Origin of the sequence: Janthinobacterium sp. JC611, assembly GCF_018682595.1 — a bacterium.
Lineage (GTDB): Bacteria > Pseudomonadota > Gammaproteobacteria > Burkholderiales > Burkholderiaceae_D > Janthinobacterium.
The window spans coordinates 53,617-68,100 of the sequence record NZ_JAFLJN010000023.1 but is presented as its reverse complement, the minus strand read 5'-3'; the positions used below and the strand labels follow the sequence as shown (position 1 = coordinate 68,100).

Sequence of the window (14,484 nt, the reverse complement as noted above, 5' to 3'; positions counted from 1 at the left end):
GGCGCGGGCAGAGGCGCGCCGGCAGGCTGCAAGGTCCGTCAGAGGCCAGGCCACAACACGGCGCCGTCCGGTTGAACGGGCGCCGTTCACATAAATATTGGAGACTGTAATGAGTTTGCGCGATTTCAAGATAGGCACCCGGCTGGGCATAGGTTTTGGCAGCATCCTCGCCATCCTGGTGGTGGTGATCGTTTCGGCGAATGCACTGAATTACCGTAACAAGGCCCAGTTGCTCACGGGCCTGGCGCTGGCAAGCGAAAAGAATACGCAGGCGTCGCTGATGAAGAGCGCGATGCTGGAAACCGGCATCGCCATGCGCAATATCGGCCTGCAGGGCGACGTGGGCCTGATGCAGGCGGAAGAGGGCAAGGTGCGCGAGCAGCGCAAGCTGTACGACGGCGCGCGCGGCAAGCTGGCCGGCCTGGGCCTGTCCGAGAGCGAGAAGGCATTGCTGGCCAATATCGCCAAGGTCGACGGCGAGGTCGATGCCGCCTTCAAGGAAGCGATGGGGCAGGTGCTGGCGTTTAACAGCGAGGGCGCGGCGAAGGTGATCGCCACCCGCATCGACCCCTTGAACAAGACGACCCTGGCCGACATCAACAAGCTGCTCGACTTGCAGCACGTGGCGCAGCAAAGCTTCATGGACGACTCGCTGGCGGCCGATGCGCGCCTGATGACGGTGTTGTTCATCCTGGGCGGCGCGGCGGTGGCGATCGGCGCCTGGTGCGCCATCTTCATCACGCGCTCGATCACGGTGCCGTTGTCCGGCGCCCTGGCGGTGGCGCAGAAGGTGGCGGCCGGCGAACTGACGGCGCGCGTGGTGGTCGAGGGCAAGGATGAAACGAGCGCGCTGCAGCAGGCGCTGAAGGACATGAACGAGAGCCTGGTGCAGACGGTCAGCGACGTGCGTAACGGGACCGACACGATTACCGTGGCCTCGCGCGAGATCGCCAGCGGCAATGCGGACCTGTCGGCGCGCACGGAAACGCAGGCCAGTTCGCTCGAAGAGACGGCATCGTCGATGGAGGAGCTGACGTCGACCGTGAAGCAGAACGCGGACAATGCGCGCCAGGCCAATCAGCTGGCCGTATCGGCATCGTCGGTGGCGGAGCAGGGCGGCAAGGTGGTGGCGCAAGTGGTCGATACCATGGGTTCCATCAAGGACAGTTCGCGCAAGATCGTCGACATTATCGGCGTCATTGACGGCATCGCGTTCCAGACGAATATCCTGGCCTTGAATGCGGCCGTCGAAGCGGCGCGCGCCGGCGAACAGGGGCGCGGTTTCGCGGTGGTGGCGTCGGAAGTGCGCAATCTGGCGCAACGATCGGCGGGCGCGGCGAAAGAGATCAAGGGCCTGATCGGCGACTCGGTCGACAAGGTCGATGCCGGCAGCCGGCTGGTGGACGAGGCGGGGCAGACCATGGGCCTGATCGTCACGTCGATCCGGCAGGTGGCCGACATCATGGGCGAGATCACGGCGGCGACGCAGGAACAGAGCCATGGCATCGAGGAAGTGAACCAGGCCATCGCGCAGATGGACCAGATGACGCAGCAAAACGCGGCGCTGGTCGAGGAAGCGGCGGCGGCCGCCGAAAGCATGCAGGATCAGGCGCAGAAACTGGCCGACGCCGTCAGCATCTTCAAGCTGGACGGGGAAAGCGCGGCGCCGGCGGCCATGCCCGCGCCCGCGCCAGTAGTGAAAGCGGTGGCGCGGCCGGTGCCCGGCGTGGCGGGAAATACACGGCGGTTGGCAAAGACGGCGCAAGCCGGCACGCCACCGCCCGCGAAAAAGCTGGCGGCGGCCGGCGGCGACGATTGGGAAGAGTTCTGACGCCAACCCCGGTCCCGCTAGTTATACTTGCAAAGGCATTGGTCAGAGTAGTCATAGAGAGGTAAAAACAAAATGCCGCAAACTAAAACGGATTCGGTCAAGGAATTTGATTTCACGGGCAAGGACTTTGAACGGGTCCGCGCCATGATTTACAAGCGGGCCGGCATCGCGCTGGCCGACAGCAAGCAGGAGATGGTCTACAGCCGCCTGGCGCGGCGCCTGCGCGCGACGGGCATCTCCTCGTTCGTCCGCTACCTGGACGACCTGGAAGCTGGCCGCATGGGCGACGAATGGGAAGCGTTCACGAATGCGTTGACGACCAACCTGACGTCGTTCTTCCGCGAGGCGCACCACTTCCCGCTGCTGGCCGAACACGTGAAGAAACTGAGCGGGCCGATCACCATCTGGTGTTCGGCCAGTTCCACCGGCGAGGAACCGTATTCGATCGCCATGACGGTGTGCGAGGCGTTCAACACGCTCACGCCGCCGGTCACCATCATCGCCACGGACATCGACACGAACGTGCTGGCCACGGCCGCCAATGGCGTCTACAACCTGGACCGGCTCGACAAGATGCCGGCCGACCGCGCGCGGCGCTTTTTCTTGCGCGGCAAGGGCGATCGCGAGGGGCAGGTGCGGGTGCGCCCGGAACTGCGCCAGATGATTACCTTCAAGCCGCTCAACCTGCTGGCCGACAGCTGGCCATTGACCGGCCAGTTCGACGTCATCTTCTGCCGTAACGTGATGATTTATTTTGACAAGGCGACGCAGCGCAAGATCCTGTCGCGCTTTGTGCCATTGATGAAGCCGGATGCCCTGCTGTTCGCGGGCCATTCGGAGAATTTCCTGTACGTGTCGGATTCATTGAAGCTGCGCGGTAAAACAGTCTATGAGCTCGACCAGCCTCGGGGCGTCGCGCCCAAGGCATCGTCGCATCGTACATGAGAGTGAAATATGAGCCTGGAACCCAAAGAGCAATTCGCCACCAACGTCTATTACGACAGGACGTTCAATTGTGACGCCGCCAAGATCTTGCCTGGTGAGTATTACTTTACCAACAAGGACATGCTGATCGTCACCGTGCTCGGCTCCTGCGTATCGGCCTGCATCCGCGACCGCGTCACGGGCCTGGGCGGCATGAACCACTTCATGCTGCCCGATGGCGGCAGCGATCCGAGCAGCCCGATTTCCGCGTCGATGCGCTATGGCACCTACGCCATGGAGATATTGATCAACGATCTGCTGAAGGCGGGCGCGCGGCGCGAGAACATGGAAGCGAAAGTGTTCGGCGGCGGCGCCGTGCTGCGCGGCTTCACGGCGATCAACGTGGGCGAACGCAATGCGGCCTTCGTCATCAATTACCTGAAGGCGGAAAAGATGCGCGTGGTGGCGGAAGACCTCAACGACATCCACCCGCGCAAGGTATATTTTTTCCCCCGCAGCGGCAAGGTGCTGGTGAAAAAGCTGATGCAGACGCATAACGATACGCTGGTACGCCGCGAACTCGATTACGCCAGCCGTCTCAAGGTCGCGCCAGTCGGCGGCGAGGTCGAGCTGTTCTAGCAACACCCGAGCAAATCTGCTGCGCGTCGCGCTGTGCGGCCTGCGGCGGTTTGGTCCGCTGTACTAATTTAATAGAGAAGAAGGGCCGCAAGGCCTGGAAGGATAACTATGAAGATCAAAGTATTGATCGTGGATGATTCGGCGCTGATCCGCAGCGTCATGACGGAAATCGTGAACAGCCAGCCCGACATGGAAGTGGTGGGGGCGGCGCCCGATCCGCTGGTGGCGCGCGAGATGATCAAGCAGACCAACCCTGACGTGCTGACCCTCGATGTCGAGATGCCGAAGATGGATGGCCTCGACTTCCTGGAAAAGCTGATGCGCTTGCGCCCGATGCCGGTATTGATGGTGTCGTCGCTGACCGAACGCGGTTCGGAAATCACCATGCGCGCGCTGGAACTGGGCGCCGTCGATTTCGTCACCAAGCCGAAGATTTCCATCCAGAGCGGCATGCGCGAGTACACGGACATGATCGCCGACAAGATCCGCGCCGCCTCGAAGGCGCGCATCCGCGCGCGTACCCTGCCGTCGGCCGGCGACAAGGTGGCCGCGCCGCTGCCAGCGCTGCGCAGCCCGCTGACGTCGAGTGAAAAGCTGATCATCGTGGGCGCCTCGACGGGCGGCACGGAAGCGATCCGTGAATTCCTCATGCAGATGCCATCCGATTGCCCCGGCATCCTGATCACGCAGCACATGCCGGAGGGCTTTACGCGCTCGTTCGCGCGCCGCCTCGATTCGCTGTGCAAGATTTCGGTGCAGGAAGCGGCGGGCGGCGAAAGGGTGCTGCCCGGCCATGCCTACATCGCGCCAGGCCATTCGCACCTGACCCTGACGCGCAGCGGCGCCAACTACATGACCAAGATCGACCAGGGCGAGCCGGTGAACCGCCACCGCCCATCGGTCGATGTGCTGTTCCGTTCGGCCGCGCAATCGGCCGGTAAAAATGCCGTCGGCGTGATCCTCACCGGCATGGGCAAGGATGGCGCACAAGGCATGTTGGAGATGAAGGCGGCGGGAGCGTATAATTTTGCGCAGGATGAAGCCAGTTGCGTGGTGTTCGGCATGCCGCGCGAGGCGATCGCCGTCGGCGCCACGCATGAGGTTGGCGCTTTGACGGCGCTGCCTGGCATGGTGCTGGGACACCTGGCTGCACATGGCATGCGTGCTTTGCGCGTGTAAGCCACGTTTTATATGATCTGAGGCAAGTTTGTTCGCCTAAAAGCAACGAAAATGCTATCCTACAACTTGCTGCCGTAGTGTCGACCATAATGTCGGCATTCATGTCGATATTATTAACAAACCGCTACAGAAACAACGGAGTTATTCATGGCTGATCCAAAGATGAAATTTTTAGTCGTTGACGATTTTTCGACGATGCGCCGCATTGTCCGGAATCTGTTGAAGGAACTGGGTTATGCCAACGTCGATGAGGCGGAAGACGGCGTGATGGGCCTGGCCAAGCTGCGCGCGGAATCCTTCGATTTCGTCGTGTCGGACTGGAACATGCCGAACATGGATGGCCTGACGATGCTGCAGCATATCCGCGCCGATCCCGCGCTGGCCAAGCTGCCCGTGCTGATGGTCACGGCCGAAGCGAAAAAAGAAAACATCATCGCCGCCGCCCAGGCGGGCGCCAGCGGTTATGTCGTCAAGCCGTTCACGGCCGCGACCCTCGATGAAAAACTGAACAAGATTTTCGAGAAGCTGGAAAAAGCCGGCGCCTGATCACGGCGTGATACCGATCAAGAGAAACGCTGCCAATGCGAATTGGCAGCGTTTTTTTTGGGGTTATGTCACCGTCAGACGTGGGAATGCTCCCAGCGTTGCTTTCAATAACGTTCAACTGCGCAAACTGCGCGATAAAGCTGATCCATTCGGCTGGCTGCATGGTCTGCTCGCTGTGTGGTAGGGATGCGGAGTCAGACAGCGCCGCCACGGCAAGATTCCGGCATTTCCCCTATTTTGCGAGGACAGAGCTTTTTTCGTCGGCGTGCGCCTCGCCCGTCAATAATATCAACAGTGGCATGGGTTTGCCTGGTACGCACAGGCAAGCTCCCGCTGTCCGTATTAAATTGCGCAAAGGAATGAAATATTTCCACAAGTTAACTTTACACTTCAACTAAAGTGGCCCATGATCGCTGCAGTATTCCACCTCTGTCCTCGACCTCGACAAGAAGGAGCGCACGATGCGCCGAGCACCCGTCTTATTTTTCGCCCTCTGCACGGCCCTGTTGGCGGCCTGTGGCGTGAGCCTTGAACAAACCGCCGTTGCGCCTGTCGCGTCTGTCGAGATGCCGGAGCCGCATGCTGAGGCTGAGGGCCGGCATGCCTATCTGCATCGCCTGGGTGGCCATGCCTATGTCAGCCTGAGCCCGCATGGCCCGCAGGGCGGCTTGCCGATACTGATGGGTACGCAGCACCATGCGCACGCCATCCGCCTGCTGGCGGCCGATCCTGCCCAGGTGCGGGCCATCCTGCGCAGCCTGAGGTTGCCCGCGAACCAGCGCAAGCTGTGGGCGGGCGAGGAAATCGCGCTCGATGCGGCCAGCTATGACATGTTGCAAGCGGCACGCGGCAGCAACAAGCCGCTGTTTGCCGAGCTCAGGCTGGTAGGCATAGAGAAATAGATAAAGAAACGGGGCCGCATGGCCCCGTGGTGATAATGCTTAAATTTCCAGGTTGTCGATCAAACGGGTCTGTCCCAGCTTGGCGGCGGCCAGTACCACCAGCGGTTCGCCGGCGGCCAGTTCTGCGGCGTTCGGCGCTTGCAGGTTGGCGCGCTTGCGCACGGCGATGTAGTCCGATTTCCAGCCGCGGCCGTCCAGCAGCTGCATGGTCGCCCGTTCCAGTTCACCGACGGCCAGGTTGCCCTTGCGCACTTCATCGGCGACGAAATTGAGACCCTTGAACAGCTCCGGCGCTTCCACCCGTTCGCTTTCCGACAGGTACATATTGCGCGAAGACAAAGCCAGGCCATCGTCGGCGCGATACGTTTCGGCGGCGATGATTTCCGTCGGCAGCGCGAACTGGCGCGCCATGTTGCGGATGATCATCAGTTGCTGGTAATCCTTCTTGCCGAACACGGCCACGCGCGGGCCGACGCACGAGAACAGCTTGGTGACGACCGTGCACACGCCTTCGAAGAAGCCGGGACGGAATTCGCCTTCCAGGGTATTGCCCAGGTCATCGGGCGGGCGCACGCGGTACTCCTGCGGCTCCGGATACAGTTCTTTTTCCGTCGGCGCGAACAGCACGTACACGCCTTCCTTTTCCAGCTTGGCGATGTCGGCCGCCATGGTGCGCGGATACTTTTCGAAGTCTTCGTTCGGGCCGAATTGCAGGCGGTTCACGAAGATCGAGGCGACGACGGGGTCGCCATGCTTGCGCGCCAGGCGCATCAGCGACAAATGGCCTTCGTGCAGGTTGCCCATGGTGGGGACGAACGCCGTGCGCAGCTGTCCGCTGAGCTGGTCGCGCAATTCTTCGATGTCGGAAATAATTTTCATGGATTGCTTTCGCTAAAACCCCGTTGTACGGTGGTCAGTGACAAAGGGAAGGGATCAGGCGGGCGAATAGGCCAGCCGGACATAGATGGGGGCAAACGGTTCTGCCTGCGTGATTTCGATCAGGGTTTCCTTGGCCAGTTCCAGCAGGGCCACGAAATTGACCACCACCACGGGCACGCCGCCGGCGATGTCGAACAGCTCGCTGAATTCGACGAAGCGCGACGATTGCAAGTGGCGCAGGATGCTCGACATGTGTTCGCGCACGGACAGTTCCTGGCGGCTGATACGGTGATGCTGGGTCAGCTTGGCGCGTTTCAGCACGTCGAGCCACGCCTGCTGCAAGTCCACCGCTTCCACGTCGGGCCAGGTGGGCGTGAGGCTTTGCTCGATGAAGATCTGCGTGCGCACGAAGTCGCGCTCGAACTGGGGAATGGCGTTCAGGTCATAGGCGGCCAGCTTGATCTGCTCGTACTCGAGCAGGCGACGCACCAGTTCGGCACGGGGGTCGCCGCCATCTTCCTCGACGTCGCTTTTGCGCGAAGGCAAGAGCATGCGCGACTTGATCTCGATCAGCATGGCCGCCATCAACAAATACTCGGCGGCCAGTTCCAGGTTGCGCACGCGGATCTGGTCCACATATTTCAGATATTGCAGGGTCACCTGCGCCATCGGGATATCGAGGATGTTGAAGTTTTGCTTGCGGATCAGGTAGAGCAGCAAGTCGAGCGGGCCTTCGAAGGCTTCGAGGAAGATTTCCAGCGCGTCCGGCGGAATGTACAAATCCGTCGGCATGCGCAGCAGCGGCTCGCCATACAGGCGGGCGATGCCCAGCGGGTCGGCGGCGGGCGCCGCGTCCGTCACCGTGCTTGCGGATGCTGCAGGGTCGCCGCTGCCGTCGCCGTCAGCGACAGGTGCGGGCAACGCGATGACTGCGGCGGCGCCGGAAAGGTCGTCTTCCGGCGTGACTGCAGACTCTTCAGGCAACATCGTGCCGGTTCCAGGTCTTAGTTCTTGTTCTGGTAAACGTAAGCCTGTTGCTTGACGGCCGACGCCAGCTGGCGTTCCTGCTCATCGATGCTGACGGCCGGCTTGTCCCACAGCAGGGCGCGGCCCGCTTGCTGGCCCGCTTCCATGCCAGGATTCTTGGCCTTCAGTTCAGCGATGAACAAGGTGTGGTCGGATACGTAGTTGTTGTGTTTTGCAGGCAGTTTCATATTCTCTTCTGAGTGTCTTATGGGTAAGGTCAGCCGGCCGTATTTTACCGCGCCGTGTCGTTGCGCGGGTTGTAGTATCGGCAAGTCCGGGGCGAAATTGCTAAAAATCAATAACGTAGCAAACGTCGCATCACCATCGGCGCCGGTTCGGCGGGGTTGGCGTGCGAATATTCCAGTTCTTCGGCCAGGTCGAATTCGAAGGCCGCATAAAAATCGATCAGCTTGCGCTGGTCGCGCCGCACGGCCAGGCGCAATTCCTCGGCCTGGCATGACAGGCCGTGATGAATGATGGCTTCGAGCAAGTGCTGCGAGACGTGGCTGCCCCGGTAGGCGGGCAGCACGCCCATGCGCGAAATCTTCCAGATGGCGGGGTCGCTGTCGAGCGGCATCCAGCGCAGCGAACCGGCTGGAATGTCGTCGATCAGCAACAGAAAACCGCCGCCGTGGCGCAATTGCTCTTCCACCTGCTGCGCCGTCTCGTGGTGCCCGCTGGACGAGGCGGCGACCTTGCCGGCCCACGCGGCGCGGGTCAGCTCGGCGATCAGTTGTGCATCGGCATTTGTTGCTTCGCGCACCACGATATTCATCATCGGTCCTTGTGCTCGCTTAGCGGATGCGCATGCCGGGTTCGGCGCCTGGCCATGGGTTCAGGATGTAGATGCCCGGATTGGCCTTCTCGTCGGCGGCGGAGGCGGCCATGACCATGCCTTCGGAAATGCCGAACTTCATCTTGCGCGGCGCCAGATTGGCCACCAGCACCGTCAGCTTGCCGACCAGCTCTTCCGGCTTGTAGGCCGAGCGGATGCCCGAAAACACATTGCGCAAGCGGCCTTCGCCCGCATCCAGGGTCAGGCGCAGCAGCTTGTCGGAGCCATCGACCAGTTCGCAGTTGACGATTTTCGCGATGCGCAAGTCGACCTTGAGGAAGTCGTCGATCTTGATTTCGGGCGCCAGCTCCTCGATGGCGCAGGCCGGTGTTTCAGCGGCTGGCGCGGCGTCGTTGGCGGCGTCGGCAGCGGGCGCCGCCACGGTCGCCGCTTGCGGCGCGTCGAACAGCGCTTCGATCATCTTCGCATCCATGCGCGTCATCAAATGGCTATAGGCGCCGATGGTGCGGCCCAGCATGCTGTTCGAGACGGCGTCGCCGAACACTTGCGTGTCCGCCCAGGTGAACTCGGCGTCGTTGAGGAAGGCGGCCACGTTCTTGGCCACGCCCGGCAAGACCGGCGACAGCAGGATCGTCAGCTGGCGGAACAGGATCAGGGCCGTCGTGCACACGTCGTGCAGTTCGGCCGTTTTTTCGACATCCTTGGCGAGGATCCACGGCTTGTTTTCATCGACATACTGGTTGGTGATGTCGGCGATTTCCATGATTTCGCGCAAGGCCTTGCCGAATTCGCGGTTCTCGAAGTGCGCGGCGATGCTGGCCTGGCGCTCGACGATGACGCCGTTGGCGTCCACCGTCAGCGCGCGGTTGATCCAGCTTTGCGCGCCTTCCGACAGCGTCGACGCCAGCTTGCCGTCGAAACGCTTGGCGATGAAGCCGGCGCAGCGGCTGGCGATGTTCACGTACTTGCCGATCAGGTCGCTGTTCACGCGGGCCACGAAGTCGTCGCCGTTGAAGTCCAGGTCTTCCACTTTCGAGTTCAGCTTGAAGGCGATGTAGTAGCGCAGCCATTCCGGGTTCATGCCCAGGTCCAGGTAGCGCAGCGGCGAAATGCCCGTGCCGCGCGACTTCGACATCTTTTCGTTGTTGACCGTCAGGAAGCCGTGGACATTGACTTTCAGTTTGTCGATCACCGGGTGGCCGGCGAATTTCAGCATAGCGGGCCAGAACAGCAGGTGGAACGAGACGATGTCCTTGCCGATGAAGTGGATTTGTTCCGTGGCAGGATCATTCAGCAGGGCGTCGAAATCGAGGCCCTTCTTGTCGCAATAGTTTTTCAGGCTGGCCAGGTAGCCGACGGGCGCGTCCATCCATACATAGAAGAACTTGCCCGGCGCGTCGGGAATCGGGATGCCGAAATAGGGCGCGTCGCGCGAGATATCCCAGTCGGCCAGCTTTTCGCCCGCTTCGCCCAGCCATTCGCTGACCTTGTTGACCATTTCCGGCTGCAAGCGGCCTGGCGTATTCAGCCAGCTTTTCAGGAATTCGAAGCAGCGCGGGTCGGACAGCTTGAAGAAATACTGTTCCGACGGCTTCATCACGGGCGTCGCGTTGGTAAAGACGGAAAATGGGTTGACCAGATCGGTCGGCTGGTAGGCGGCGCCGCACACTTCGCAATTGTCGCCATACTGGTTCTTGGCGCCGCATTTCGGGCATTCGCCCTTGATGTTGCGGTCGGCCAGGAACATGCCCTTGACCGGGTCGAAGAAGCGGTCGACGGTTTTCGTGACGATCAGGCCCGTATCGCGCAGCTTGCGGTAGATCGATTGCGACAGGTCGACGTTTTCCGGCGAATCCGTCGAATACCAGTTGTCGAAGGCGATATGGAAGCCATCGAGGTACTGGGCGCGGCCGGCGGCGATGTTGGCGACGAATTGCTGCGGCGTGATGCCTTCCTTTTCGGCGGCGATCATGATGGGCGTGCCATGCGTATCGTCGGCGCCCACAAAGTGTACTTCGCGTGCGGCTGCGCCATCGCGTTGCATTCGCTGGAACCGGACCCAGATATCGGCCTGGATGTATTCCATGATGTGGCCAATGTGAAAAGCGGCGTTTGCGTAAGGCAGGGCAGTGGTGACGAACAGCTTGCGAGTCATGATTGATGCACTTTTGGGATGGATAATAGGTCATTTTAACAGCGGAAAGCCAATATGAGCAGATGCAGCGCCGGCAAGTGATGCTTTTGCCGCCATCGCGCCATGCAAATTTGCGCTAGACTGCGCGTATTGCACAGATGTAGTACACACGGAGATTTACATGAGCATCACAGTAGAAGACGTCAAGGCCGCGCTGGCCCAGGTTATTGATCCAAATACACATAAAGATTTCGTTTCCAGCAAAACCGTCAAGAATCTGAAGGTCGATGGCGATGATATTTCGCTCGACATCGAACTGGGCTACCCCGCCAAAAGCCAGATCGACCTGATCCGCAAATCCGTGCTGGCCGCGCTGCGCATGCTGCCGGGCGTGGGCAACGTCAGCGTGGGCGTGTCGTCGAAAATCATTTCGCACACGGTGCAGCGCGGCTTGAAGCCGATGAGCAACGTGAAAAACATCATCGCCGTCGCCTCGGGCAAGGGCGGCGTTGGTAAATCGACCACGGCCGTCAACCTGGCCCTGGCCCTGGCCGCCGAGGGCGCCACCGTCGGCATGCTCGACGCCGATATCTATGGCCCGTCGCAGCCGATGATGCTGGGCATTAGCGGCCAGCCGAAGACCCTCGATGGCAAGAGCATGGAGCCGATGGAAAACCACGGCCTGCAAGTCTCGTCGATCGGCTTCATGATTGATCCGGACGAGCCGATGGTGTGGCGCGGCCCGATGGTCACGCAAGCCTTGCAGCAACTGCTGGACCAGACCAACTGGCGCGACCTCGATTACCTGATCGTCGACATGCCGCCAGGCACGGGCGACATTCAATTGACGCTGTCGCAGAAAGTGCCCGTCACCGGCGCCGTCATCGTCACGACGCCGCAGGACATCGCGCTGCTGGACGCGCGCAAGGGCTTGAAAATGTTCGAGAAAGTCGGCATCCCGATTTTGGGCGTGGTGGAAAACATGAGCACGCACATCTGCTCGAACTGCGGCCATGCGGAAGAAATCTTCGGCGCCGGCGGCGGCGCGAAGATGTGCGCGGACTTCGGCGTGGAATTCCTCGGCGCCTTGCCGCTGACCATGGCGATCCGCCAGCAGACGGATTCGGGCACGCCCACCGTGGTGGCCGAGCCGGAAGGCCCCGTCGCCGTGATCTACAAGCAAATCGCCCGCACCATCGCCATCAAGGTGGCGGAAAAGGCGAAGGATATGACCAGCAAGTTCCCGTCGATCGTCATCAAGAACGATTGATGATCGGCCATGGGGTCAGACCCGCCGGGTCTGACCCCAGCAGCTCCCCGGCGCCATTGTCGTCAGGAATATGGTTTCATGCAGTCCGTGTTGTTACTAAACAAGAGGAGACATCATGCAATTGACCACCGTATTCCTGCGCCAAGCCGCAGCCGTGATCGCCGGCAGCCTGCTGGCCGCCAGCGCGTTTGCGCAATCCGTGTCGTTCGTCGAGCCCGTCGATGGCGCGACAGTGACCAGTCCGTTCAAGGTCAAGTTTGCCGTCAGCGGCATGGACGTAAAGCTGGCCGGCGACATGACGGCCAAGACGGGCCACCATCATTTGCTCATCAATATGGGGCCGATGAAGGCGGGCGAGATGATCCCCATGGACGACAAGCATTTGCATTTCGGCAAAGGCCAGACGGAAACGGACGTCACCTTGCCGCCGGGCCAGTACACGCTCACCATGCAGTTCGCCAATGGCGCGCACCAGTCGTACGGGCCGGAGCTGAGCAAAAGCATTAACGTGACGGTCAAGTAAGCCAGGCAAATAAGTCAGGCAAATTCCTCCGTTTCAGTAAAGGCCGGGTTCCAGCGATGGAGTCCGGCTTTTTCATGTTGTTGCCTCTTGTCATTGTTGTGTCATATAGTCGGCGTATGCTGCCCGGTGGCCTAACTTTTGATGAGCGGATATGACGAAACATTTCTCCCTTTCCCGACAACTGGCGCAGGCGCTGCTGCTGGTTGCTGGCGTGGCGGCATGCCAGGCGCACGCGGCCAAGGCCGCTCCCGATGCTGCGGCGCAACCTAAGCTGGTGGTGGTGCTGGTGGTCGATGGCTTGCCGCAAGAGCAGGTGACGCGCTACCGCGAGCAGTTCGGCCAGGGCGGCTTCCGCCGCCTGCTGGAGCAGGGCGCGTGGTTCAGCGACGCGCACCAGGCCCACGGCATTACGGTGACGGCCATCGGCCACTCGGCCGTGCTGTCGGGCGCCTACCCGTACCAGCATGGCGTGATCGGCAATAACTGGATCGATCCCGTGACGAAAAAATCCGTGTACTGCACCGAGGACGGCAATTTCCATTACATCGGCGAAGACACGCAGCCCGATGACGGCACGGCGCCGACCAGGCTGCGCGTGAGCACCCTGGGCGATGAGCTGCGCTATTCCACGGGCGACAAGGCCAAGGTCGTCACGGTGTCGGGCAAGGACCGGGGCGCCATCCTGCTGGCCGGGAAAACGGGCACGGCCTATATGTACATGGAAAAGACGGGCAATTTCGCCAGCAGCACTTATTACATGCAGCAGCACCCGCAATGGGTGCAGCGCTACCAGGCGGCCAGGCCGCAGGACCGCTATTACGGCAAGAGCTGGACGCCGCTGCTGGCCGATTCCGCCTATGCGCGCGATGCCCGCGATGATCTGGTGCCGGCCAAGCCGGGCACGCGCAACACCTTCCCGTTCGCCTACTACAGCGACAGCGGCAAGCTCGATGGCGAATACTACAGCCGCTTGAAGTCCGGTCCCTTCCTCGATGAACTGACCCTGGAATTCGCGCGCGCCGCCATCGACGGCGAAAACCTGGGCCGCAACCCGGCCGGCGTGCCCGATATCCTCGGCGTGAGCCTGTCCGCGCACGATTACGTGAATCATGCCTACGGCCCGGAAAGCAAGATGTCGCACGACCACCTGCAGCGCCTGGACCGCATGCTGGCCGGCTTCTTTGCCGACCTGGATAAAAAGGTCGGCATGGACAACGTGCTGGTGGTGCTGACGGCCGACCATGGCTTTGCCAACGTGCCGGAATTCGCCGAAACGCGCGGCTTTTCCGCCAGGCGCATCGACGGCGCCAAACTGGTCGATGCCTTGAACCAGCACCTGGCGGCCAGTCTGGGCGTGGACAAGCTGGTGACGACGTCGTCGCTGCCGAATATCTACCTCGATTACGCGCTGGCGGAAAAGAGCGGCATCCATCGCGCCGCGCTGGAAGACGCGGCTTCCCGTTTCCTGCTGCAGCAGGACGGCCTGGCGCAGGTCTATACGCGCACGCAGATGGAATCGGGCGCCGTCGCCACGCGCATGGATACCCTGATGCGCCGCGCCTGGAACCGCCAGCTGTCGGGCGACCTGATGCTGGTGACGAAGCCGGCCTGGTACTTCGGCAAGGGCGCCGGCGGCACCTCGCACGGCACGCCGTACACGTATGATACCAACGTGCCGCTGATGGTGTTCGGCCCCCGCTGGATCAAGCCGGGCGCCTATGGCCAGTACGCGGAAGTGGTCGACATCGCCCCGACGCTGGCCCATCTGCTGCGCATACGCCAGCCGTCCGCGTCGGAAGGGCGGGTATTGACGGAAGCGGTGCGCTAGCAGCCCG

At 61.5% G+C, this 14,484-nt stretch carries 14 protein-coding genes; 9 read left to right on the top strand and 5 right to left on the bottom strand.

What is annotated here, in order from left to right; all coding sequences use genetic code 11:
* Window positions 1-109: 109 nt before the first annotated feature.
* The 6 genes from J0O65_RS17875 to J0O65_RS17850 all read left to right on the top strand — a co-directional run bounded on the left by J0O65_RS17875 (window position 110) and on the right by J0O65_RS17850 (window position 6,021).
* Window positions 110-1,831, top strand: a complete 1,722-nt coding sequence (locus J0O65_RS17875) for a methyl-accepting chemotaxis protein (protein WP_215408634.1) — start codon at window positions 110-112, stop codon at window positions 1,829-1,831.
* Window positions 1,832-1,903: 72 nt separating this feature from the next.
* Entirely contained in the window at window positions 1,904-2,776 is an 873-nt protein-coding gene (locus J0O65_RS17870; protein WP_215408633.1) for a CheR family methyltransferase, read from the top strand.
* 9 nt (window positions 2,777-2,785) lie between these two features.
* Window positions 2,786-3,394 carry a chemoreceptor glutamine deamidase CheD gene (cheD, locus tag J0O65_RS17865; RefSeq protein WP_215408632.1) on the top strand — a complete coding sequence of 203 codons (609 nt, stop codon included), beginning with the start codon at window positions 2,786-2,788 and terminating at the stop codon, window positions 3,392-3,394.
* Window positions 3,395-3,502: 108 nt separating this feature from the next.
* On the top strand, window positions 3,503-4,573 hold the full coding sequence (locus J0O65_RS17860; RefSeq protein ID WP_035826603.1) for a protein-glutamate methylesterase/protein-glutamine glutaminase: 1,071 nt from the start codon (window positions 3,503-3,505) through the stop codon (window positions 4,571-4,573).
* 147 nt (window positions 4,574-4,720) lie between these two features.
* Window positions 4,721-5,119: a chemotaxis response regulator CheY gene (cheY, locus tag J0O65_RS17855; protein WP_026132837.1), complete on the top strand. Its 399-nt coding sequence runs from the start codon at window positions 4,721-4,723 to the stop codon at window positions 5,117-5,119.
* Window positions 5,120-5,580: 461 nt separating this feature from the next.
* On the top strand, window positions 5,581-6,021 hold the full coding sequence (locus tag J0O65_RS17850) for a hypothetical protein (RefSeq protein WP_215408631.1): 441 nt from the start codon (window positions 5,581-5,583) through the stop codon (window positions 6,019-6,021).
* Window positions 6,022-6,060: 39 nt separating this feature from the next.
* On the opposite strand, the gene panC is transcribed toward J0O65_RS17850, so the two are convergent.
* The 5 genes from panC to metG form a co-directional block, all read right to left on the bottom strand.
* Window positions 6,061-6,900, bottom strand: coding sequence for a pantoate--beta-alanine ligase (gene panC, locus J0O65_RS17845; protein ID WP_215408630.1), 840 nt, complete (start codon window positions 6,898-6,900; stop codon window positions 6,061-6,063).
* A gap of 54 nt (window positions 6,901-6,954) precedes the next feature.
* Window positions 6,955-7,887, bottom strand: coding sequence for a segregation and condensation protein A (locus J0O65_RS17840; protein ID WP_215408629.1), 933 nt, complete (start codon window positions 7,885-7,887; stop codon window positions 6,955-6,957).
* 17 nt (window positions 7,888-7,904) lie between these two features.
* The gene (locus J0O65_RS17835) at window positions 7,905-8,114 is read right to left on the bottom strand and encodes a DUF3460 family protein (protein ID WP_034778041.1); all 210 of its coding nucleotides are present in this window, start codon (window positions 8,112-8,114) and stop codon (window positions 7,905-7,907) included.
* 107 nt (window positions 8,115-8,221) lie between these two features.
* Window positions 8,222-8,701, bottom strand: a complete 480-nt coding sequence (locus J0O65_RS17830) for a GNAT family N-acetyltransferase (protein WP_077409049.1) — start codon at window positions 8,699-8,701, stop codon at window positions 8,222-8,224.
* Window positions 8,702-8,720: 19 nt separating this feature from the next.
* A complete protein-coding gene (gene metG / locus J0O65_RS17825) occupies window positions 8,721-10,877 on the bottom strand; it encodes a methionine--tRNA ligase (protein WP_215408628.1) in 2,157 nt (718 codons plus the stop codon).
* Window positions 10,878-11,037: 160 nt separating this feature from the next.
* On the opposite strand from metG, the gene apbC reads away from it, so the two are divergent.
* From apbC to J0O65_RS17810, 3 genes are all read left to right on the top strand, one after another.
* On the top strand, window positions 11,038-12,126 hold the full coding sequence (apbC, locus tag J0O65_RS17820; protein WP_215408627.1) for an iron-sulfur cluster carrier protein ApbC: 1,089 nt from the start codon (window positions 11,038-11,040) through the stop codon (window positions 12,124-12,126).
* Between the two features lie 115 nt (window positions 12,127-12,241).
* Entirely contained in the window at window positions 12,242-12,649 is a 408-nt protein-coding gene (locus J0O65_RS17815) for a DUF4399 domain-containing protein (protein ID WP_215408626.1), read from the top strand.
* A gap of 151 nt (window positions 12,650-12,800) precedes the next feature.
* Window positions 12,801-14,477 (top strand): alkaline phosphatase family protein, encoded by a 1,677-nt coding sequence (locus tag J0O65_RS17810; RefSeq protein ID WP_251373824.1) that lies wholly within the window; start codon window positions 12,801-12,803, stop codon window positions 14,475-14,477.
* Window positions 14,478-14,484 lie beyond the last annotated feature (7 nt).

What these genes read in the sequence shown, in the direction of transcription:
- J0O65_RS17815 (WP_215408626.1), top strand. Translation starts at nt 12,242, where the DNA reads ATGCAATTGACCACCGTATTCCTGCGCCAAGCCGCAGCCGTGATCGCC.
- J0O65_RS17860 (WP_035826603.1), top strand. Translation starts at nt 3,503, where the DNA reads ATGAAGATCAAAGTATTGATCGTGGATGATTCGGCGCTGATCCGCAGC.
- J0O65_RS17830 (WP_077409049.1), bottom strand. Translation starts at nt 8,701, where the DNA reads ATGAATATCGTGGTGCGCGAAGCAACAAATGCCGATGCACAACTGATC.
- J0O65_RS17810 (WP_251373824.1), top strand. Translation starts at nt 12,801, where the DNA reads ATGACGAAACATTTCTCCCTTTCCCGACAACTGGCGCAGGCGCTGCTG.
- panC (WP_215408630.1), bottom strand. Translation starts at nt 6,900, where the DNA reads ATGAAAATTATTTCCGACATCGAAGAATTGCGCGACCAGCTCAGCGGA.
- cheD (WP_215408632.1), top strand. Translation starts at nt 2,786, where the DNA reads ATGAGCCTGGAACCCAAAGAGCAATTCGCCACCAACGTCTATTACGAC.
- J0O65_RS17870 (WP_215408633.1), top strand. Translation starts at nt 1,904, where the DNA reads ATGCCGCAAACTAAAACGGATTCGGTCAAGGAATTTGATTTCACGGGC.
- J0O65_RS17875 (WP_215408634.1), top strand. Translation starts at nt 110, where the DNA reads ATGAGTTTGCGCGATTTCAAGATAGGCACCCGGCTGGGCATAGGTTTT.
- metG (WP_215408628.1), bottom strand. Translation starts at nt 10,877, where the DNA reads ATGACTCGCAAGCTGTTCGTCACCACTGCCCTGCCTTACGCAAACGCC.
- apbC (WP_215408627.1), top strand. Translation starts at nt 11,038, where the DNA reads ATGAGCATCACAGTAGAAGACGTCAAGGCCGCGCTGGCCCAGGTTATT.
- J0O65_RS17850 (WP_215408631.1), top strand. Translation starts at nt 5,581, where the DNA reads ATGCGCCGAGCACCCGTCTTATTTTTCGCCCTCTGCACGGCCCTGTTG.
- J0O65_RS17840 (WP_215408629.1), bottom strand. Translation starts at nt 7,887, where the DNA reads ATGTTGCCTGAAGAGTCTGCAGTCACGCCGGAAGACGACCTTTCCGGC.
- cheY (WP_026132837.1), top strand. Translation starts at nt 4,721, where the DNA reads ATGGCTGATCCAAAGATGAAATTTTTAGTCGTTGACGATTTTTCGACG.
- J0O65_RS17835 (WP_034778041.1), bottom strand. Translation starts at nt 8,114, where the DNA reads ATGAAACTGCCTGCAAAACACAACAACTACGTATCCGACCACACCTTG.